Origin of the sequence: Massilia sp. GER05, assembly GCF_052056005.1 — a bacterium.
Classification (GTDB): Bacteria; Pseudomonadota; Gammaproteobacteria; order Burkholderiales; family Burkholderiaceae_D; genus Telluria; species Telluria orientalis.
Genome location: NZ_CP178858.1, coordinates 196,748 through 216,099, shown reverse-complemented (window position 1 = coordinate 216,099; position 19,352 = coordinate 196,748). Strand labels below are relative to the sequence as shown.

Sequence of the window (19,352 nt, the reverse complement as noted above, 5' to 3'; positions counted from 1 at the left end):
GCGGCGGGGCGGCATCACGGGTAGCCCAGGTCCAGGCCGAGCACCCTGGCAAGGGCGAAGGTGACGAGCCCGAGGCCCACGAGTATCACCACGAAGAGTGCGGCCACCTTGCCGCTCGCGCGCAGCACCGCGCGCCGCTCTTGCACTTTTCCCTTCTTCCCCTGGTCGTAATGCCACTTGATGGCGAAGAACATCCCCGTGGCTAGCACGAGAAACTTGAACACAACGAAGACTACCGGGATCCATTCCATGATTTTTGTGTTTGAACCATCGTCGAATACCCACATACTACGCAAAAGCAATCTCCATACATCGAGACAAAATGTCCCAGTTGAAAGCCATACAAGATGACGATTTGGCCACCTGGTTGCCGCGCCTGGCCGCGCATGGCGGGCCGCGTTTCCTGCAGATTGCGGAGGCGTTGCAGGCGGCGGTGGCGGACGGTTCGCTGAGGCCGGGCGACCGGCTGCCTCCGCAGCGCCGGCTGGCGGCACAGCTGGACGTCGACCTGACGACGGTCACGCGCGCCTACGACGAAGCGAGGCGCCGCAACCTGCTGGAGGGCCGCGGCGCCCGCGGCACGTACGTCGCGGCGCCGAAAGTCGAATTGACCGCTGTCCTCGACCTGAGCATGAACACCCCGCCGCCGCCGGATGGCGTGGACTTCGACGACATGTTGAAACAGGGGCTGTCGCAAGTCCTGATGCGGGCCGATAACACAGCGCTGATGACTTACCACCTGGGCGGCGGGAGCGACTCCGACCGCAAGGCCGGCGCCACGTGGCTCGCACCGATGTTCGGCCATCCGGATGCGGGGCACGTCGTCGTCTGTCCGGGTGCGCAGGCGGCGATCGCCGCGTTGATCCTCGCGCTGACGGCGCCCGGCGATGTCATCCTGGCGGAGCCGACGACGTATCCCGGCCTGCTGGCCGCGGCGACCCAGTTCGGCCGGCAGGTCATCGCGGTGGAAGCGGACCGGCACGGGATGGTGCCGGAGATGCTCGAGGGGGCGTGCCGCCGGCACAAGCCCGGGCTGGTCTACCTCAATCCGACCTTGCAGAACCCGACCGCCGTCACCATGCCGGAACGCCGGCGCAAGGCGCTCGCCGGGATCGCGCAGCGCTGCGATGTCCGCATCGTCGAGGACGATCCGTACTGGCGCCTTGCCGCCGCCCCGCCGCCACCCGTTGCCACGTTTGCCCCGGACCACGTGGTCTACATCTCGACCCTGTCGAAATGCCTGACGCCCGGCTTGCGGGTCGCCTTCGTGCTCGTACGCGACCCGAGCGTACGCGAACGGTTCCTGGCCGCACTCAGGTCATTTGCGCTGATGGTCGCGCCACTGACGGCGGCACTGGCCACGCAGTGGATCCTCGACGGTTCGGCGGACCGGTTGATGGAAGGCGTCCGCAACGAGGCCCGCCTGCGCCACCGGATGGCCCGCGATATCCTGGCGGGGCGGTACAGCGGGGCCGGAGACGGCCTGCATGTATGGCTCGAGTTGCCGGCGTACTGGACCGCCGCGCAGCTGGCGCGTGCGGCCGACCGCGAGGGCATCGCGGTCACGCCGGCGGAGGCATTCGCAACCGGCGCCGGGTCGGCGAATGCCATCCGGATCTCCCTGGGCAGCATCCAGGACCGCGGACGCTTGCAGGCGGGGCTGCAACGGCTGTCCCACCTGCTTGCGCGGCGGCCCGAGCCGGCCGGCGCCGCCGTGGTGTGAAGCCTAGCCGACGAACGTCGCGACGGCCGCTGGCCGCACCGGTGCCGGCCCGGCGTCGGCCACGGGCTGGTCGAACTCGAATCCGCCGGCTTCGCTGACTTCCCACGACCCGTCGCCCGCCAGCTTCAGCACGTGCGTGTGGTGACGCAGCACGGCTTCGCGGTGGGCGATGCTGACGAGGGTCGCGCCGCTGGCGCGCAGGCGCGCGTACAGCGCGGTTTCATTGGCGCTGTCGAGCGCGCTCGTCGCCTCGTCCAGGATGACGATCCGCGGCGCGTGCACCAGCACGCGGCCGAAGGCGAGACGCTGCTGCTCGCCGACCGACAGCAGCTTGCTCCAGTCGTGCACGGCATCGAGGCCGCCCACGCGGTCGGCCAGTGCGGGCAGGTGCACCTGTTGCAGGATGTCGAGCAGCTGCTCGTCGCTCAGGTCGCGGTGCACGCTGGGATAGATGAGCTGGCTGCGCAGGGTGCCGGGCTGCAGATACGGCTGCTGCGGCAGGAAGAACACGTCTTCCAGCGGCGGATGCTGGATCGTGCCGCTGCCCGTGCGCCACAGCCCCGCGATCGCGCGCAGCAGCGAGCTCTTGCCGCAGCCGCTGGCGCCGGTGATCAACAAAGCGTCGCCGGGCTTCAGCACGAGGCTCAGTTCCTTGATGAGAACGCGGTCCGATTGCGGCGGATGCAAGGTCACGGCTTCCAGCGCGAAGTGCGTGCCGGGCCGCATCGCGATGCGCGGGTGCCGGTCTTCGGCGGCAGGCTGCGCACCGGGCAGCACGAGGTTGGACAGGGCTTGCAGGCGGCCGATGCCGGCCACGAAACGGCTGAGGCTCTCGAAGTTGTCGACGATGACGCCCACCGCGCCGAGCACGGCCGTAAAGGCGCCGGCGGCGCGCGTCGCGGCGCCCACTTCCAGCTCGCCCGACAGCACGCCGCCGGCCAGCAGCACGTAGGGCAGCACCACGGTGAGCTGGCTGAACGTGCGCTGGAAGAAATTCAGCGCGCGCTGTTTCCTGATCAGCCGCGCAAAGTTGCGGATGACCTTGTCGAAGCGGCTGTCGATGTGCGTGCGCTCCTGCGCTTCACCCCGGTAGAACGCGATCGACTCGGCATTCTCGCGCAGGCGCATCAGGCTGAAGCGGAAGTCGGCCTCGCGCCGCAACTGCCAGAAATTCAGCTGGATCAGCGGACTGCCGAAGAAGTACAGGGCGACGATATTGCCCATCACCGCATAGGCCACGAGTACGGCGACGAGCAGGTGCGAGATCGACCACAGCACGGTGCTGAAGGCGACCAGCTGCATGGCCGAGCCGAGGAAAATCAGCAGGAAGTTGATCGACCGGCCCGTGAACGTGTTGATGTCCTCGCTGATGCGCTGGTCGGGGTTGTCGATCTCGTTGCCGGCGCCCAGCGCATAGTATTTGCGGTCCTGCAGGTAGCCGTCGAGGAAGCGGCCGGTGAGCCAGCGCCGCCACTGGTTCGCGAACACGTCGCGCATGTAGTAGTAAAAGGCGTAGGTCGGCACGGCGAACGCGAGGATGAACAGGCAGGCGCGCACCGAGGCCCAGAAGCGGCCGGCGTCCTTGCCGGCCAGCGCCGACGTCAATTCTCCGGTCTGGTTGTTCAGCATGACCGCGAGCTTGGTATCGACCAGCATCAGCACGATCAACAGCAGCAGCAGGGTCCAGGCCCTGCCTTTTTCATCGCCCAGCCAGTAGGGCCTGGCGACGTTGACGAAGTGCTTCCACGCGGCGAGCGACAGGGGGGCGGGCTTGGGCTGGGTCGGATCTTCGTCCGGAATGTGCGTGGTCATGATCGGTCTCTGCGGAAGTATTTACCGCCAGACTACGGCCGCGCACCGGATCGTTCAGTGCGGAAACGGACATTAGGCCTTCACGAACAACTCGTCGAACCCCGTGGCCGGATCGAATTCGCGGCGGAAGCGGTGGCGCGGCAGCAGCGCGACGAGCACCTCGGCCGTCGTGCGCACGATGCAGCCGGGGCCGAGGTGGCCGCCGATGACGCGGCCGCCGTCGTCGGCCACGCTCGCGTGCAGGTGCGGGCCGTCCGGCGACAACGATCCGCCCAGCGTGAGGATTTCCAGGTCGCCGCGCAGTTCCGTGAATTCCGGCCGGCCCGCGAAGCGCAACCGGGCGACCGACAGGCTGCCGATGCCTTGCAGGACGAACGCGGCGTCCACATGGTGTTGCGCCACGAGGGCGTCGAGCACGGCGCGCAGGTCCTGGCCGGCGCCGATTCTCAGGGGCAGAGTCTGCATGGTGGTCTCCTTGATGCGGGCCATTCTACGCCAGCCTGTCTGCAACCAATAGTTTCTATGTGGAAATTGCAATACGCGTATAAACATCCAGTTTGCATTGCAAAAAAAAGCATGCTTATTGCAATTTTTGAATATTAATCTTTCAGTAAATACGGTTATGATTCCAAGGTTTCCTGAAGAGAACCGCGCAGATAAGCGGAGATTACACAAAAATGTCAACAAAGTTCATGATCGCGGCCGCGCTGGTCGTCACAATGTCCGGCTGCGCGGCGCTGTCGCCGGTAACCGGAAATCACTACACGAGCCGCGACGGCAAGCTGGATATCCAGGGCGCGCTGATCGACGCCTCCGGCGTGCGCATCTTCGTCAACGGCGACAAGGTCATCGACGACCACGTGTCGCTGTTGCACGGCGACGGCAAGTTCGACGGCACCTGGCAGGGCAAGCGGGTCAGCGCCGACTGCAGCACGGCACCGGGCCGTACGGCGGGCGCGACCAGATGCACGGTCGCCGTGGCCGGCGAGCAGGTCACGCTGACACTGTAAAGGTCAGCGGTTGCCGGAGAGGTTGGCCAGCAGTTCGACCAGCTGGTCGATCTCGTACGGTTTGGCGAGGACCTGCACGCCCGGGATGACGGCGCGCTGGTCGGTGTAGCCCGTGGCGAGGACGACCGGCAGGCCGGGGCGGCGCTCGTGCAGGATGCCGGCCAGGTCGATGCCGCTGACCTTGCCGGGCATGACGATGTCGGAAAACACGACGTCGGCGTCGAGGCCGGCGTCGAGCATGGCGAGCGCCTTGTCGCCGTCCGGCGCCACCATCACGTCGAAGCCGCAGTCTTCCAGGCCGCGCACGACCGCTTCGCGCACGAGCGGATCGTCTTCGACGAACAGCACGCGCCCGCTGCCGTGCCCCGGCGCCTGGCTGTCGGTGCGCGCCGCCGTGGCCGACAACGGTTGCAGCGAGCGCGGCAGGTAGATCTCGATGGTGGTGCCGGCGCCGACCGTGCTCGCCAGGGTCAGCCAGCCGCGCGACTGCGTGGCGAATGCGTAGGCCTGGGGCAGCCCGAGGCCGGAGCCCTGGCCCGGTGGTTTCGTCGTGAAGAACGGGTCGAGCGCGCGCGCCTGCACGTCGGGCGGCATGCCGATGCCCGTGTCCGTCACGCTCACGGACACGTAGTCGCCGCCCGTGCGTTCCATGGTCGGCTCGAGGGTGCAGTTGCGCACGCCGACGCCGAGCCGGCCGCCGTCCGGCATGGCGTCGCGCGCATTGATCGCCAGGTTCAACAGGGCCAGGTCGAATTGCACGGGGTCGACGGTGACGGGCCACAGGTCGTCCTCGCAATGCACTTCCATGCGCGTGCCCTGGCGCAGCACGCCGCGCAGCAGCTGGACGGAACCGCGCACCTGCTCGCCCGGGTCGACCGTCAGCAGGCGCGCATCCTGCACGCGGCCGAACGACCCCAGGCGGGTCGTCAGCGCGGTGGCGCGGCTGACGGTGCGCTTGCATGTGTCGATCAGGCTCAGCACCTTGGGCTGGTTCGCCGTCAGGGACGCGAGCTGCAGCGCGGTCGTCAGCGTCTGCAGCAGGTTGTTGAATTCGTGCGCGATGCCGCCCGTGAGGCGGCCGAGGGCTTCCAGCTTCTGGCCGCGCACGAGGGCGCTCTGGGCGCGCTCGCTGGCCGCCACGGCTTCGGCCACGCGCTGCTCCAGGTCGGCCTGCGCGGTCAGGATCTGGCGGCTCGCGTCGGCCATGCGCTGCGCCACGGCGTCGATCTCGACGATGCCCTGCGGCCGGTAATGCACTTCGCGGCCGGCGCCCAGGTCCGCGGCGCTGCGGCCCAGGTATTCGATCGGGATCGCGGCGCGGCGCGCGAACCAGCGCGCGGCCACCGATGCCAGCACGAGCATGACGGCCATGATGGCCGCCAGGAAGGCCGCCGCATGCAGGGGCACGCGGCGCAGGTCTTCCGTCGGAATGCTGACGAGGACTTTCCAGTTCGACGAGGGCACGGTGCTGAAGAAGGCCTGCACGGGAATGCCGGCCAGGTTCCTGTTCGAGAACACGCCTTCGCGGTGGGCGGCGAACTGGGCCTGCGCCACCTCGCTGACCGAGCGGCCCCGGTACTGGTCCGGGTCGATCGAGCGCGCGATCAGCCGGCCGGTGCGGTCGACGATGGCGGCCTGCCAGTCGGGCGGGAAGCGCTGTTCACCCAGCAGCGCCTGCAGCTGGGCGGCGTTCATGCTCATGGCGAGGAAGTAGCGCAGGGTGCCGTCCACGTGCACCGGCACCTGGATGGCGACCGCATGGCGCTGGCTGATCGAGGAGACGAACAGGTCGGAGACGAGGGTGCGGTCGGCGCCGTCCCGTTGCATCAGCGCGTCGAGGTTCGACGCGCGGCCGGGCGGCAGCGGCGCGCCCGGCGCGACCCGCGTGTTGAGCAGCTGGTGGCCGTCCCGGTCGAGCAGCAGGATCGCCGTCTCGCCGCGCGGCGCCACCGAATGGGCGTGGTGATAGAAGGTCTCGAGATCGCCGCGGGCCAGCGCGGGGGAATTCGCCAGCGTGCGCAGGATGCCTTCCCTGATCTCCAGTTCGTTGTCGACGAGGAGGGTGAAGGCGCGCACCGCTTCCTTGACGCTCGTTTCCTGGGCGCGCCGCTCTTCCTGATAGACATACCCGACGGCCAGGACCGCCGCGAGGAGGGCAGGGACCAGGATGGCCAGGATCAGGAGCAGCAGTCGGGTTCGGATACGCATGGGCCGGATGGCGGTCGGGACAGTATTGCCGCGAAGCTCTGCATACTACCTGACTCTGCCTCCCTTGTCCCGGTCCGCGATATCGATTTCAGTCCGGCCAGCGCTCGTTGATCTCGGTGGCCTTGTCGAGGTTCCTGATGAGGATGTCGACGTAGTGCGGATCGAGGTGCTGGCCCGCCACGTCGCGCAGGTAGTCGCGCACCTGGTCGATCGGCCACGCTTTCTTGTACACGCGCTCGTGCGTGAGGGCATCGAACACGTCGGCCACGGCCACGATGCGGGCATACGGGTGGATGTCTTCGCCCTGCAGGCCCTGCGGATAACCGCTGCCGTCCCATTTCTCGTGGTGCTGGTGGGCGATCACGGCGGCCGCCTTCAGGATCGGGCGCTGCGAGCCGTCGAGGATCTGCAGGCCGATGGTCGGGTGCTGCTTCATGATGTCCCATTCCTCGGGCGTGAGGCGCCCCGGTTTCAACAGGACGGCGTCCGGCGTCGCGATCTTGCCCACGTCGTGCATCGGCGCCGCATGCATCAGCACGGCCGTCTCGTCGTCGGACATGCCCGATTCCTGGGCCAGCAGATGACACACCTGGGCCATGCGGCGCACGTGGTTGCCGGCTTCGTTCGAGCGCGATTCGACGACGTCGCCCAGGCGCAGGATCAGCTCGGCCTGGGTGTCCGTGATTTCCTGGTTCAGCAGGATGTTGTCGAAGGCGATGGCGACGCCCGAGCAAAAGACGTCGAGCAATTGAACATCGATCTCGTCGATTTCTTCCACGCCCTTGAGCACGAGCAGAGACGCCTTGCCGCTGCTGTTCGGGAAGTAGCCGACATAAGTGTCGCCATGCAGCTTGGAGATGCGGTTGTGGCGTGCCTCGTCCAGCTGGGCGATCAGTTCCGGGCCGATGTCGTGGTCGCCGACGTCGCCGATGCGCGCGAGGATTTCGTACTGGCTCTCGCCGGTGATCACGCTGGCGCCGGTCACGCGCAGCAGCATGCTCTGCTCCAGGCGCAGCAGGGCGACGACCTGCTGCAGCAGGCCGCTGGCGAAATCCTTCAGGTTGCGCTGCCTGAACAGATGGGTGGACGCGGAGATCACGCGCTCCAGGCCTTCGCGGTAATTCTGCTGGACGCGGCGGGCGTCCTCGACTTTCATGATGTCGCGGTAGGCGCGCAGGGCGGCGAACGTCGTCGTGAACAGCTTGGTGCGGTCGAGTTCCGTCTTTTCCTTGTAGTCGTTGATGTCGTAGTCGACGATCACGCGTTCCTCGGGCGCCTGGCCCGGCTGGCCCGTGCGCAGCACGATGCGGGTGAACTGGTTGTCCAGCTCCTGGCGCATCCAGCGCGCCACTTCCAGGCCGCTGTCCTCGCGCTCCATGACGACGTCGAGGAACACCAGCGCGACGTCCTTCTCGCGCGCCAGGATGTCCTTCGCCTCGGCGCCGCTGTAGGCGTGCAGGAACGAGAGGCTGCGGCCGTCGAGGCGGAAACGGGACAGCGTCAGCTTGGTGATGTCATGGATGTCCGGTTCGTCGTCGACGAGCAGTACTTTCCATGGTGCAAGCTTCGGCGCGGCGGATGACAGGAAGGACATTTGACGATCTCACGAGGTTTTGAGGTAAGGCAGCACGGTCCGAAATGATTGTAGTATGAGCAGTGACCATTAACAACAAGAAATATTAATGACGCAGTGCAAAAAGTCACAATGTCGCAACGTGTCGTTTCCCTATCGTTTCCGCCTTATTCATGCAGCTTCTGGCAGCGCTCGCACCAGAAGCTGCGGCGGTTCGTCTTGCCGAGATTCGCCTTGTGAAAAGGGATATGGCAGCGGGGGCAGATTTTCTGGTTGTGCGCGAGCCAGTGTTTCTTGAGTGTGAACGCTTTTTTCCACTCGAGGAAGTCGAAGCTGTACTGGCGCGCTTCCTGCACGAGGGCGCGCAGCTTGGCCGGCGGCAGCGCGCCGACCCTGGACCGGGGATCGATCCGGATGCGGAACAGCACCTCGTTCTTGATGATGTTGCCGACGCCGGCGAAGATGTCCTGGTCGAGCAGGGCGTCGCAGGCGAGCGTGTCGGGTGCGCCCCTGAGCTTCTTGCGCGCCAACGCCGGATCCCATGCATCCGACATGACGTCCGCGGCCCAGTCGTAGTACGCGTCGATGTCGCAGTCGATCTCCTTGACCGAGCAGGCGTAGAAGTTGAGCTCGCCGCCGTCCGCGAAGCCGAGCGACAGGCGCGGCGGCTTGTCGCGCCGTTCGTTCACGCGGTACGTGCCGAACAGGAGAAAATGGATGCGCACGACCATCGTCGGCACCTGGATGAGGAAATGCTTGCCCCACGTGCGCAGCGCGACGACGGGCTGGCCGATGAGGCGCGCCGTGTCGATGGCCCAGGTATTGCCCTCGGCACGCACGATTTCCTGGCCCACGAACGGGGCCGTCTGCTCTTTCAAGATGACCAGCGACGGGCCTTCCGGCATGATGCTTCCCCGCTTGCGTTGTCCCGTTCTGGATTGTGCTGTGCAAGAGCCCGGGACACCTGTGCGCGGACTAACATTTCGATACAAACTAAGACGAATCGATAACGGACCCGGCATGGAAACCGGCGTATAAGAATGAGGTATTAACAGATGCTGTATTCGACGACGAAAGGAAGAACATCATGAAAGCGTTCATGAAAACGATGGCCCTGGCGGGCCTGCTGGCGCTGGCAGCAGGCAGTGCGTCGGCCGCGGTCAACGTCACGTGGGTGCACCCCGAGAATTTCCACGACCTGCCGTTCCCGGGCTGGGAGCGCAAGGAGATGCTGGACCAGATCACCGACCACTTCGTGAAGCTGGGCGCGAACCTGCCGCCGGGCGAGGACCTGCGCATCGAGATCACGGATTTCGACCCGGCCGGCCGCCTCATTCCGAGTACCCGGCTGGGCCGCGACCTGCGCGTGATGACCGGCCGCGCGGACTGGCCGCGCATGGAGCTGAATTATGCGATCGAGCAGAACGGGCAGGTGATCAAGAGCGGCCAGTCGCAGCTGCAGGACATGAATTACCAGCAGACGTTCAGCCACTACTTCGATTCGGAGCCGTATCGCTACGAGAAGCAGATGATCGACGACTGGTTCGACAAGACCATCGCCCCGATCCAGAAGAAGCGGCGCTGAGGCTTCGCGCCGCTCAGGGAGCGGCGTTCGTTGACTTCTCCGCGCGGCCTGCCTTGTCGCGCCAGCGGCCGCCCGCTTCGCGCACCGTGTAGTCGGCCGGCACGGTGAACAGCGCGGGCGCGGGTTCCTCGCGCTTGATGTTCTCGAGCCGGAACACGACGTCGCCGCTGCGCGGGTCGCTGTGCTTCGTGTAGACCGTCACCTGCAGGTCGGGCGCCGTCCACGTCTCGTCCGACACGACGATCGCGTTGCGGTTGCCGATCGCCCCGGCCGGGATCTCGTAGCTGCGCAGCCTGCCCTCGGCCTTGATGCCGCCGAAATCGCGCGTGCCCAGGTCCTTCGTCGTCGCCTTCGTCGACCATTTGACGTCGGCGAACGCGCCGTTCATCAGCGGCGCCACCCGCATCTGCGCGTCGCGCTGCGCCGTGCCGCTCTCCGCCAACGCCCTCGAGACCTGGATGCGCACGTCGCGCTGGACGCGCTGCCGTTCGGCGTCGTCGATGCCCTGCACGCGCTTGACGATGATCTCCTCGCTGCCGGCGGGCAGCGTGCCGTCCTTGCGTATCTGGTCGACTTTCGCCCGCGCCGCATCGGCCGCGGCGCGCGCCGTGGCTCCCGGATTGATCCTGACGGCCGTGCGGTTCCGCGGGTGCAGGACCAGGTTCGTGCCGCTCACCGGATCGTTGATCGTGACGGTGACGACGTCGCCCTTGTCGTCGCGGATTTCCTGGCGGGTGCGGCCGGCGCTGTCGCGGTACGTCATCGTGGTGCGGCGCGTGGCGATCTGGTTGCCGTCGGGTAGCGCCTGCGCGAACTCCGTCACCATCTGCGCACTGTAGGGTGCGCTTTTGACGATGTTCGAGCGCATCACGGCGGCACCGCTGCGCGCATCGAACTCCATCTTATCGAAGTGAAACGTCACGGCGCCGTCGGACGCGCGGCCCTGGGTATCCTCGGCCAGCGCCGGGGCGAACAGGCCGGCCAGCAGGGCGGCGATCACAACATGTTTGGTGGTCATGGCATCCTCTTTGTCATTGAAGCGCGCTCAGGCGCAGGGCAAGCGGCTGGCCGTCGGCCGCGACGAGCATCTCGGCCCGGACGGAATCGCCCGCGTTTTCCGGCGTCAGCGGCACGCCCAGCGCGGCCAGGCTCGTGCGCGGCACGTCGGTGGCGACCATGCGCGGCGCCGGTTCCGCGGCGATGCGCTCGGCCGAATCCAGTGCGATGAACACGCCGTTGCCGTCGAGCGCGACGAGCGCGCCGGCGCGGCCGTCCTCGACCGGGTGCGGCGCCCGCACGGCGAACGCCAGCACGAGCGCCCCGGCCACGACGCTCCCGGCCAGCGCCAAGGGACGCACGGCCAGCCTGTGATACCAGCGGCGCTTCGGCGGGTGCAGTTTCGCGAACGCCTGCAGCAATGCCTTCTCGACGCCGCGCGGGGCGTCCAGCCGTCCCACCTCCGCGCGCAGGGCGTCGAGCAGGGGATCGCGGTCCGTCGTGTTTCGAATGTCCATGATGACTATCCTTTCATGCTGCGCCGGCCGTGGCGCGCCAGCCGGCCAGGCGCTTCGCGAGCGCCGCCCGGCCGCGCGACAGGCGCGAACGCACGGTGCCGATGTCGACCTGGCAGATGTCGGCGATCTCGGCGTACGACAAGTCGTGCATCTCGTACAGGATGACGGCGTCGCGGTAGTGCGGGGCCAGCAGCGCCAGCGCGCGCCGCACTTCCTCGGCGGCCTCGTTGTCCAGCAGGCGCGCCAGCGGACAGGCCGCGTCGTCCGGCAACTCGTCGTCGCCGTCGTCGCCGCCCTCCAGCACCACGTGGCGCTGGTGTGCCGTCTCGTTTTTCAGGATCAGGTTGCGCGCCACGCCGAACAGGAAGTGCTGCAGCTGTCCGCGCAGCGGATCGAAGCGGAACCGATCCGTCAGCAGGCCCATGAACGTTTCCTGGACCACGTCGGCGGCCGTGTCCGCCGAGCCGCAGCGCAGCAGCGCGAAGCGGTACAGCGGACCCTGGTGGCGCCGGTACAAGGCCGCGAAGGCGTCGGCGGCGCCGCTGCGCGTTTGGCGCAGCAGGTCGGTGTCAGTGGTTGGTGTGGTCATGGGTCATTGTCTTTACCCATATTCCAGCGGGAGGGGGAGAAAGTTCCAGCTATTTCGCGCGCGTTCAGTCGATCCAGTTCACCCGGTCGAACTTGCCGCGGAAGTCTTCCGGCATGGCGACGACCTGGCTCGTCTTGTAATTGAAGAAGACGAAGCCCTGCTTGGCCATCGCGATGAGGGTCTTGTCCTTGGGACGGGTGACCCGGAAGATGATGTCGCCACCATATTTATTGAAGTCCATGACGCCCACTTCGAACAGCAGCTGGTCGCGCGCATGCGCTTCGGCGCGGTAGGTCGTCGCGAGGTCCGTCACGATGATGCCCGTGCCGTCGCCTTCCGTTTCCGAGACGCCGTATTCGAACAGGAAGCGGGCCCGTGCCTCGGAGATCATCGAGATCATCGAGTCGTTGCCCAGGTGGTTGCCGGCATTGATGTCGGTGACGCGCACCGTCAGCAAGGTCGTGTAGTAGTACTGGTCTTCGGGGAAGGTAAGTATCAGTCGTGCCATGTGTGCATATTACCCGGTTCGGGTAGCGTGTCCGGTTGAAGAAATTCGACGAGCGTCAACGCGTCAAACGATAGATCAGCAATGCCGCGCGCACGGCACTCCGTTCGATCGAGCCCACGTCCAGGTCTTCGTTCGGCGAGTGGGCGCCGTTGCCGCTCGCGCCGAGGCCGTCGAGGCTGTCGAGGAGCGGCGCCACGAACTGGATGTCGCCCGCGCCGCGCGCTTCCGCCGGCAAGGGCGCGATCGTCCCAAGCCCGGCATCCTGGCTGGCGCGCGAATACAGGTCCAGCACTTTCAGGTTGCCGGGTGTCACGGCCATCGGCGGATACGAATCGTGGAACGTGATGGTGGCGCTGGTGCCGGGCAGGTTCTGCGCGACGATGGCGCGCATGCGTGCCTGTGCGCGGTCGCGTTGCGGGTAGTCCAGGTAGCGCAGGTCGGCCTTCACGGTGGCCGTGTTGGCGATCACGTTGGTCTTGCCGAATGCGGTCCCGCGCGAGTTGGCCTCGTTGAACGCGACCTCGGTGCCGCCCAGGATCACGCCCGGATTGAACGTGAGGCCCGGCTCGGTCACCTGCTGGCGGAAGGCGTCCAGGATGCGCGCCGTCTCGTACACGGCGCCATAGCCGTTGGCGCCGAACACGGCCATCGAATGGCCCTGGCGCGCCTTGACGTCCAGCTCCCACGTGGCCGTCGCGCGCCGGCCCACGGTGGCGGTCGCCTGGCCATTCTTGTCGAGGATGCTGCCCTCGAAGCTGAGGGCGACGTCGCTGCGCCTGGCGAGCTCCACCATGTCGCCGCGCGACACGCTCTTCGGATTCCCCGCTTCTTCCTCGTCGCCCGTGAACATGACGGCGATGCGCGTGCCGTCGAGGGCGCCCACGCGGTGCAGCGCGCGCAGGGCTTCGATGACGATCACGTCGCCGCCCTTCATGTCCGACACGCCCTGGCCGCGGACCTTGTCGCCATCGCGCTTCCACATGGGCACGTCGGAACCGGGCTCGAACACGGTGTCGAGGTGGCCGAGCAGCAGCAGGCGCTTGCCGCGGCTGCCGTCGCGCGTGGCGACGAGGTGGCCGGCGCGGCGCATCTCGGGCGGCAGCTCGATCCAGCGCGTGGTAAAGCCGAGCGCGTCGAACTCTTTGCGGAACAGCGCGCCCACGTCGCGCACGCCGCGGGTATTCATCGTGCCGCTGTTGATGAGGACGCTCTGCTCGAGCAGGGCGAGCGCTTGCGGCGCATGCGCCTTGATCTCCACGACGATTTGCTGCTCGGTCGGGTCGAGCCCGTCGGCCCGCGCCGTCTGTACGCACGCCAGTGCTGTCAGCGCCAGCAGCGCCCCGGTGATCTTGCGCATCGTTATTTTTTCCAAAAACAAAGATGCTCAACTGTACACCGATTCAGGCCTGCAAGCTGCGCAGGATGAACCCGCATCCGGCCACCATGCACAGTCCGCCGACCACGCGCTTGACGAGCGCGCCGTCGAGACGGTGGATGAGGATGGCGCCGGCCAGTACCCCGGCAATTTCGAACACGACAATGAAGGCGGCCAGGCCATAGTCGATGCTGGCGTAATGCAGGTTCGCGAGCGAACCGGACAACGCGCCGATGGTTTGCAGCATCTGCCCGACGCCGATCGCGGTCAGCACGGGATAGCCGCACAAGACCATCAGCGGCACGGACAGCACCTGCCCGCCGATGCCGGTGAGACCGGAAAAGAACCCCGTGAGGGCGCCGATCGCCGCCAGGATCAGCCGGCGCTGACGCGGGTCCGCCGGCAAGGCAAGCACCGCCTGGCCGCCGGCGCCCGACATGGTCATGCCGACGACGAGGATCACGGCGGCCAGCGCCGTCGACAGCGACGCGGTGGCGAGATGATGGCCGGTCCATGCGCCGGCATAGCCCGTCGCCGCCGCGCCGACGCACACCGGCCGCACCAGCGTCCAGTCCAGACTGCCTTTCCTGTGGAAGTAGAGCGCGCCCGCTGCGCCGGTAAAGATGAAAGTGAACAGGGACAACGCCATGCCCTGGTGGATGTCCATGTTCATCAGCAGCATCAGTGCGGGCGGCATGAAAAAACCGCCGACGCCGGCCGCGCCGATCAGGACGCCGATGGCAATGGAGACCAGTACGAGGCCGGCATGTGTCAGCATGGTGCCCGATCCCCTAGGCGGCCAGCTGTTTCTGCTCGTCCTCCTGCAATGCGGTGACGAGCGCAGGCACGACGTCGAACAGGTCGCCGACGATGCCGTAATCCGCCACGCCGAAGATCGGCGCTTCCGCATCCTTGTTGATGGCCACGATGACCTTCGCGTCACCGATGCCGGCCAGGTGCTGGATGGCCCCCGAAATGCCGACCGCGATGTACAGCGCGGGCGCGACCACCTTGCCGGTCTGGCCGATCTGCAATGTGTTGCTGGCAAAGCCGGCGTCGACCGCCGCGCGCGACGCGCCGATCGCGGCGCCCAGCGCGTCCGCCAGCGGCTCCAGCGTGCCGAAACCGGCGGCGGAACCGAGGCCGCGCCCGCCCGCGACCACGACGCGCGCCGCGGTCAGCTCCGCCCGTCCCGACACCGTCCGCTCGACCGCGACGACGCGCGCCGTGCCGGCATCCTCCACCAGCGTCATGTCCTCGATGACCGCCTCGGCATCGCCCAGGGGCGCGGCGTCGAAACTGGTGGCGCGCACGGTCAGCACCTTGATGGCGTCCAGCGCCTGCACGGTCGCGATCGCGTTGCCCGCGTAGATGGGGCGCTCGAAGATGTCGGGCGCGACCACGCGCGTGATGTCCGAGATCTGCCCCGCATCCAGTCCGGCCGCGATGCGCGGCATGACGCTCTTGCCGAACGTGCCGGCGGCGGCCAGCACGTGGGTACAAGGCTCCTGCGCCAGCAGTTCCAGCGCCTGGGCGGCGACGTTTTCCGCGAGACCGTGCGCAAGCTGCGGGGCCGAGGCGAGCCACACCTTCGCCACGCCGGCAACGCGGCTCGCCGCGCGCGCCGCGGGGGCGCAATCGTGGCCCGCGACGAGCAGGTGCACGTCGCCGCCGCACAGGCGGGCCGCGCCGACCGCGTGGCGCGTGGCGGCATGCAGTGAAACGTTGTCGTGTTCAGCGATGACCAGTACCGTCATGATGGCTCCTCGAATGATTAAATGACGTTTGCTTCGTGCCGCAAACGGCGGACCAGTTCGGCCGCATCCTGCACGCGCACACCGGGTTGGCGTTGCGGGGGCGGGTCGACGGCCAGCGTCCTCCAGCGCGGGGAGAGATCGGCGCCGAGGGTTTCGGCGGGCACCACGTCCAGCCGCTTCTTTTTCGACTTCATCAGGTTGGGCAGGCTGACGAAGCGCGGTTCGTTCAGGCGCAGGTCCGCCGTCACGACGGCCGGCAGCGCCAGGTGCACGGTTTCGATGCCGCCATCGACGTCGCGCGCGACCGCCAGGCCGCCGCCCTCGACCCGCACTGACGATGCGAACGTGGCCTGCGGCCAGCCCAGCATGGCCGCCAGCATCTGGCCGGTCTGGTTGCAATCGTCGTCGATGGCCTGCTTGCCCAGGATGACGAGTTGCGGGACTTCGCGCCTGGCGATCGCGGCCAGCAGCCTGGCGACGGCGAGCGGCTGCAACGCCGCGTCCGACCGCACCAGGATGGCGCGGTCGGCACCGGCGGCCAGCGCGGTGCGCAGCACATCCTGGCAGGCGTCGACGCCGCAGGACACCGCGACGACTTCCGCCGCGTGGCCCGCTTCCTTCAGCCGCACGGCTTCCTCCACGGCGATCTCGTCGAAGGGATTGATGGCCATTTTCACGTTGGCCAGGTCGACACCGGAGCGGTCCGGCTTCACGCGCACCTTGACGTTCGCATCGACCACCCGTTTCACCGGGACCATGATCTTCATGTCGGTTCCTTTCACTTGTCGACGAATGCGCGCTCGATGACGTAATGGCCGGGATGGCTCATGTTGCCTTCCTTCAGACCATGGCCGGCAAGCACCTCCACGGTGTCCTTCAGCATGGCGGGACTGCCGCACAGCATGAAGCGGTCGTGGGCGATGTCCAGCGGCGGCAGGCCGAGCCTGGCGTAGAACCGTGCGCTTTGCAGCAGGTCGGGAATGCGCCCCTGGTTTTCGAACGGCTCGCGGGTGACGGTCGGGTAATAGATCAAACGGTCGGCCACCAGGTCGCCCAGGAATTCGTGGTTCGGCAGGTCGGCCGCGATGCGTTCCTGGTACGCGAGTTCGTTGACGTGGCGGCAGCCGTGCACGAGGATCACCTTGTCGAACCGGTCGTAGATGTCGGGGTCCTGCACGATGCTCATGAACGGCGCCAGGCCGGTGCCCGTGCCGAGCAGGTACAGGTGCTTGCCCGGCAACAGGTTCTGGCTCAGCAGCGTGCCGGACGCCTTGCGGCCGACCAGGATCGAATCGCCGACCTGGATGTCCTGCAGGCGCGAGGTCAGGGGACCATCCGGCACCTTGATGCTGAGGAATTCGAGCCGTTCTTCGTAATGCGGGCTGACCATGCTGTAGGCACGCATCAGCGGCCGGCCGTCCACTTCGAGTCCGATCATCGCGAACTGCCCGCTCTGGTAGCGGAAGCTCGATTCGCGTGTCGTGGTAAAGGAAAACAGGCGGTCCGTCCAATGACGCACGGACAACACCTCCGCCTCGTAGAAATTACTCATCACGCCATCCTTTCGTCAAAGATTCGGGAAGCCCGTCCGTCGGGCCGAATGCCATCTGTTTGAGATACGTCCAGGGATAGATCCCCCGCGCGTGGCCATCCGAGAAAACCAGTTGCATGGCCGTCGCGCCCACTGGTTCGATCTTCAGCAGGACCACGTCGGCGGCAACGGGCAGGACGCTGCACGTCGACCTGCGCATCTGCTCGCATACGCTGCAGCGGCAGGAACGGCGCAACGCGCGGTACGACAACACTGCATGCCTGCCGCTCCACGCCAGCTCCAGTGCGCGCGCCTTGCCGTTCAGGGTGATGGCGTCGGGCCAGGCCGCTTCGTCAAAGGACATTGGCCACCCCCTCCGGTCCGATTTCCGTGCTGAGTCCGGCATAACCGCCATCGCGCAATTCACCGCCCATCGCCGCCAGGCTCTCTTCGCGGATCAGCTTCTTGATCGCGCGGACCAGCCCCGCGAATTCCGGCGTGTCCATCATGTCCGGCGTGCGGGGGCGCGGCAGCGGGACCCTGATGTCGGCCTTGATCCGCCCCGGCCTGGCCGTCATCACATAGATGCGGTCGGACAGGAAGATCGCTTCGTCGATGTCGTGCGTGATGAACAGCACGGACAGGCGCAGCCGTTGCCACATGTTCGTCAGGATCTCCTGCATGACGGAGCGGGTCTGCGAATCGAGCGCGCCGAACGGTTCGTCCATCAGCAGCACCTGCGGACTGGTCGCCAGCGCGCGCACGATACCGACGCGTTGCTTCATCCCGCCCGACAGCTGCGCCGGATAATGGTTTTCAAAGGCCAGCAAACCGGCGAGGCCGAGCAGGGTGCGCGCCTGCGTCTCGCGCTGCGCCGGCGGCACGTCCTTCATCTTCAGTCCGAACTCGACGTTCTTGCGTACCGTCATCCACGGGAACAGCGAATACTGCTGGAACACGACGCCGCGGTCCGAACCGGGCCCGGTGATGGGCCGGCCATCCAGGGTCAGCGCGCCCCTGTCGGCCGCGGTGAAACCGGCGACCGCGTTCATCAAGGTGGATTTGCCGCAGCCGGAGGGACCGATCAGCGACACGAATTCGCCCGGCCGCACGTCCAGCGATACCGACTTGACGGCTTGCACGGTCGCGCCGCGCGCCCTGAAACTGATGTCGAGGTCGCGCACCTCGATATGGCCGCCCTGGCCGTTCATGGAGGGCGCACTCATTTTCCCGCTCCCGCCGCCGCGCCCGTCCACGGCATGGCGAGCCTGGAACACAGGTCGATCGCCTTGCTGCACAAGAGGCCGAGCACGCCGATCGTGATCATGCCGAGCGCGATGTCGGGATACGAAATCAGCGAATACGCTTCCCAGGTGAAGTAGCCGATGCCGAATTGGCCGGAAATCATTTCCGCCGCAATCAGCGACACCCACGCGACGCCCATGCCGACCGCAAGGCCCGTGAAGATATGCGGGAGTGCGCCGGGGATCACGACATACAGGATCACATCCTTCTCTTTCGCACCGAGACTGTGCGCGGCGCGCAGCAGCACGCCGTCGACGCTCTCCACCCCGTGGATGGTGTTGATCAGGATGGGGAAGAACGCCCCCAGGAACGTGATGAACGCAATGCTGACCTCGTTGCTGGGCCACAGCATGATGGCCATCGGCACCCAGGCGATCGCGGGGATCGGACGGAACAATTCCATCGCCGGCAGCGCCAGCGAACGGAAGATCCGGTAGCGGCCGACCATGACCCCGAGGAGCGTGCCGACGAGCGCCGCGCCGGAAAAGCCGAGCAGCACGCGCCGCACGCTGATCCCGATGTTGATCGCGTATTTGTCCGAACGCGTGACGTCGAGGATGCTGTGCCACACATCCACCGGCGTCGGGATGTTCCCGAAGCGGATGTAGACGTCGAGCTTGTAATAGGTCGCCAGATGCCAGGCCAGCAGCACGGCGCCGATCGACAGGGTGCCGAGCAGCGCCGCGCCGACGCCCGACTCCAGCCAGCGCTTCAGCGAGAACGGGATGTCCGGTGCGGGCGCGCTGCCCGCACCGCCTTCGATGGCTTCCAGCCTGGGCTGCCGTATCGGCTTGGCAGCGGCGGGGTGGGGCGGCGGCGCCGCTGGCGGCGGTGCGATTGGGTGACGGTCCATCAGAGCCAT

General features: G+C 66.9%; 21 protein-coding genes. 3 read left to right on the top strand and 18 right to left on the bottom strand.

The window, feature by feature from the left end; genetic code table 11:
• Window positions 1-14: 14 nt before the first annotated feature.
• Window positions 15-251 carry a hypothetical protein gene (locus ACL58G_RS00955; protein ID WP_413338781.1) on the bottom strand — a complete coding sequence of 79 codons (237 nt, stop codon included), beginning with the start codon at window positions 249-251 and terminating at the stop codon, window positions 15-17.
• A 71-nt stretch (window positions 252-322) separates the two neighbouring features.
• Here ACL58G_RS00955 and ACL58G_RS00950 point away from each other — a divergent pair, with 71 nt between their 5' ends.
• The gene (locus ACL58G_RS00950; protein WP_440964661.1) at window positions 323-1,723 is read left to right on the top strand and encodes a PLP-dependent aminotransferase family protein; all 1,401 of its coding nucleotides are present in this window, start codon (window positions 323-325) and stop codon (window positions 1,721-1,723) included.
• 3 nt (window positions 1,724-1,726) lie between these two features.
• Here the strand turns inward: ACL58G_RS00950 and ACL58G_RS00945 are convergent, their stop codons facing one another.
• Both ACL58G_RS00945 and ACL58G_RS00940 read right to left on the bottom strand, forming a co-directional pair.
• Window positions 1,727-3,535: an ABC transporter ATP-binding protein/permease gene (locus ACL58G_RS00945; RefSeq protein ID WP_440964660.1), complete on the bottom strand. Its 1,809-nt coding sequence runs from the start codon at window positions 3,533-3,535 to the stop codon at window positions 1,727-1,729.
• Between the two features lie 72 nt (window positions 3,536-3,607).
• A complete protein-coding gene (locus ACL58G_RS00940) occupies window positions 3,608-4,000 on the bottom strand; it encodes a PPC domain-containing DNA-binding protein (RefSeq protein WP_091664613.1) in 393 nt (130 codons plus the stop codon).
• 212 nt (window positions 4,001-4,212) lie between these two features.
• On the opposite strand from ACL58G_RS00940, the gene ACL58G_RS00935 reads away from it, so the two are divergent.
• Window positions 4,213-4,545 (top strand): hypothetical protein, encoded by a 333-nt coding sequence (locus ACL58G_RS00935; RefSeq protein ID WP_413386328.1) that lies wholly within the window; start codon window positions 4,213-4,215, stop codon window positions 4,543-4,545.
• A 3-nt stretch (window positions 4,546-4,548) separates the two neighbouring features.
• Here the strand turns inward: ACL58G_RS00935 and ACL58G_RS00930 are convergent, their stop codons facing one another.
• From ACL58G_RS00930 to ACL58G_RS00920, 3 genes are all read right to left on the bottom strand, one after another.
• The gene (locus tag ACL58G_RS00930) at window positions 4,549-6,753 is read right to left on the bottom strand and encodes an ATP-binding protein (RefSeq protein WP_440964659.1); all 2,205 of its coding nucleotides are present in this window, start codon (window positions 6,751-6,753) and stop codon (window positions 4,549-4,551) included.
• 88 nt (window positions 6,754-6,841) lie between these two features.
• On the bottom strand, window positions 6,842-8,347 hold the full coding sequence (locus ACL58G_RS00925; RefSeq protein ID WP_413343832.1) for an HD domain-containing phosphohydrolase: 1,506 nt from the start codon (window positions 8,345-8,347) through the stop codon (window positions 6,842-6,844).
• A 146-nt stretch (window positions 8,348-8,493) separates the two neighbouring features.
• A complete protein-coding gene (locus ACL58G_RS00920; protein ID WP_440964658.1) occupies window positions 8,494-9,231 on the bottom strand; it encodes a DNA-formamidopyrimidine glycosylase family protein in 738 nt (245 codons plus the stop codon).
• A 194-nt stretch (window positions 9,232-9,425) separates the two neighbouring features.
• On the opposite strand from ACL58G_RS00920, the gene ACL58G_RS00915 reads away from it, so the two are divergent.
• Complete coding sequence (locus ACL58G_RS00915) at window positions 9,426-9,911, top strand: DUF3016 domain-containing protein (protein ID WP_082577578.1); 486 nt, start codon at window positions 9,426-9,428, stop codon at window positions 9,909-9,911.
• 13 nt (window positions 9,912-9,924) lie between these two features.
• On the opposite strand, the gene ACL58G_RS00910 is transcribed toward ACL58G_RS00915, so the two are convergent.
• The 12 genes from ACL58G_RS00910 to ACL58G_RS00855 all read right to left on the bottom strand — a co-directional run bounded on the left by ACL58G_RS00910 (window position 9,925) and on the right by ACL58G_RS00855 (window position 19,352).
• Window positions 9,925-10,929 carry a hypothetical protein gene (locus ACL58G_RS00910; RefSeq protein WP_440964657.1) on the bottom strand — a complete coding sequence of 335 codons (1,005 nt, stop codon included), beginning with the start codon at window positions 10,927-10,929 and terminating at the stop codon, window positions 9,925-9,927.
• Between the two features lie 13 nt (window positions 10,930-10,942).
• Window positions 10,943-11,425, bottom strand: a complete 483-nt coding sequence (locus ACL58G_RS00905; RefSeq protein ID WP_413386336.1) for a hypothetical protein — start codon at window positions 11,423-11,425, stop codon at window positions 10,943-10,945.
• 13 nt (window positions 11,426-11,438) lie between these two features.
• The gene (locus ACL58G_RS00900) at window positions 11,439-12,014 is read right to left on the bottom strand and encodes an RNA polymerase sigma factor (RefSeq protein ID WP_440964656.1); all 576 of its coding nucleotides are present in this window, start codon (window positions 12,012-12,014) and stop codon (window positions 11,439-11,441) included.
• Between the two features lie 64 nt (window positions 12,015-12,078).
• Window positions 12,079-12,522 carry a thioesterase family protein gene (locus ACL58G_RS00895; RefSeq protein ID WP_413344604.1) on the bottom strand — a complete coding sequence of 148 codons (444 nt, stop codon included), beginning with the start codon at window positions 12,520-12,522 and terminating at the stop codon, window positions 12,079-12,081.
• 55 nt (window positions 12,523-12,577) lie between these two features.
• Complete coding sequence (locus ACL58G_RS00890; protein WP_440964655.1) at window positions 12,578-13,879, bottom strand: M20/M25/M40 family metallo-hydrolase; 1,302 nt, start codon at window positions 13,877-13,879, stop codon at window positions 12,578-12,580.
• A 43-nt stretch (window positions 13,880-13,922) separates the two neighbouring features.
• Window positions 13,923-14,675 (bottom strand): sulfite exporter TauE/SafE family protein, encoded by a 753-nt coding sequence (locus ACL58G_RS00885; protein ID WP_440964654.1) that lies wholly within the window; start codon window positions 14,673-14,675, stop codon window positions 13,923-13,925.
• A gap of 13 nt (window positions 14,676-14,688) precedes the next feature.
• Window positions 14,689-15,654, bottom strand: a complete 966-nt coding sequence (locus tag ACL58G_RS00880; protein WP_440964653.1) for an electron transfer flavoprotein subunit alpha/FixB family protein — start codon at window positions 15,652-15,654, stop codon at window positions 14,689-14,691.
• Window positions 15,655-15,671: 17 nt separating this feature from the next.
• On the bottom strand, window positions 15,672-16,421 hold the full coding sequence (locus ACL58G_RS00875; RefSeq protein WP_413386347.1) for an electron transfer flavoprotein subunit beta/FixA family protein: 750 nt from the start codon (window positions 16,419-16,421) through the stop codon (window positions 15,672-15,674).
• Window positions 16,422-16,432: 11 nt separating this feature from the next.
• Window positions 16,433-17,206 carry a ferredoxin--NADP reductase gene (locus tag ACL58G_RS00870; RefSeq protein ID WP_413386349.1) on the bottom strand — a complete coding sequence of 258 codons (774 nt, stop codon included), beginning with the start codon at window positions 17,204-17,206 and terminating at the stop codon, window positions 16,433-16,435.
• Window positions 17,199-17,549, bottom strand: coding sequence for a DUF971 domain-containing protein (locus ACL58G_RS00865; RefSeq protein ID WP_413338888.1), 351 nt, complete (start codon window positions 17,547-17,549; stop codon window positions 17,199-17,201). Before ACL58G_RS00865 ends, ACL58G_RS00870 begins: the two co-directional genes overlap by 8 nt.
• Entirely contained in the window at window positions 17,539-18,411 is an 873-nt protein-coding gene (locus ACL58G_RS00860) for an ABC transporter ATP-binding protein (RefSeq protein WP_440964652.1), read from the bottom strand. Before ACL58G_RS00860 ends, ACL58G_RS00865 begins: the two co-directional genes overlap by 11 nt.
• On the bottom strand, window positions 18,408-19,352 hold the full coding sequence (locus tag ACL58G_RS00855) for an ABC transporter permease (protein WP_440964651.1): 945 nt from the start codon (window positions 19,350-19,352) through the stop codon (window positions 18,408-18,410). The genes ACL58G_RS00860 and ACL58G_RS00855 overlap by 4 nt, the downstream gene beginning before the upstream one ends.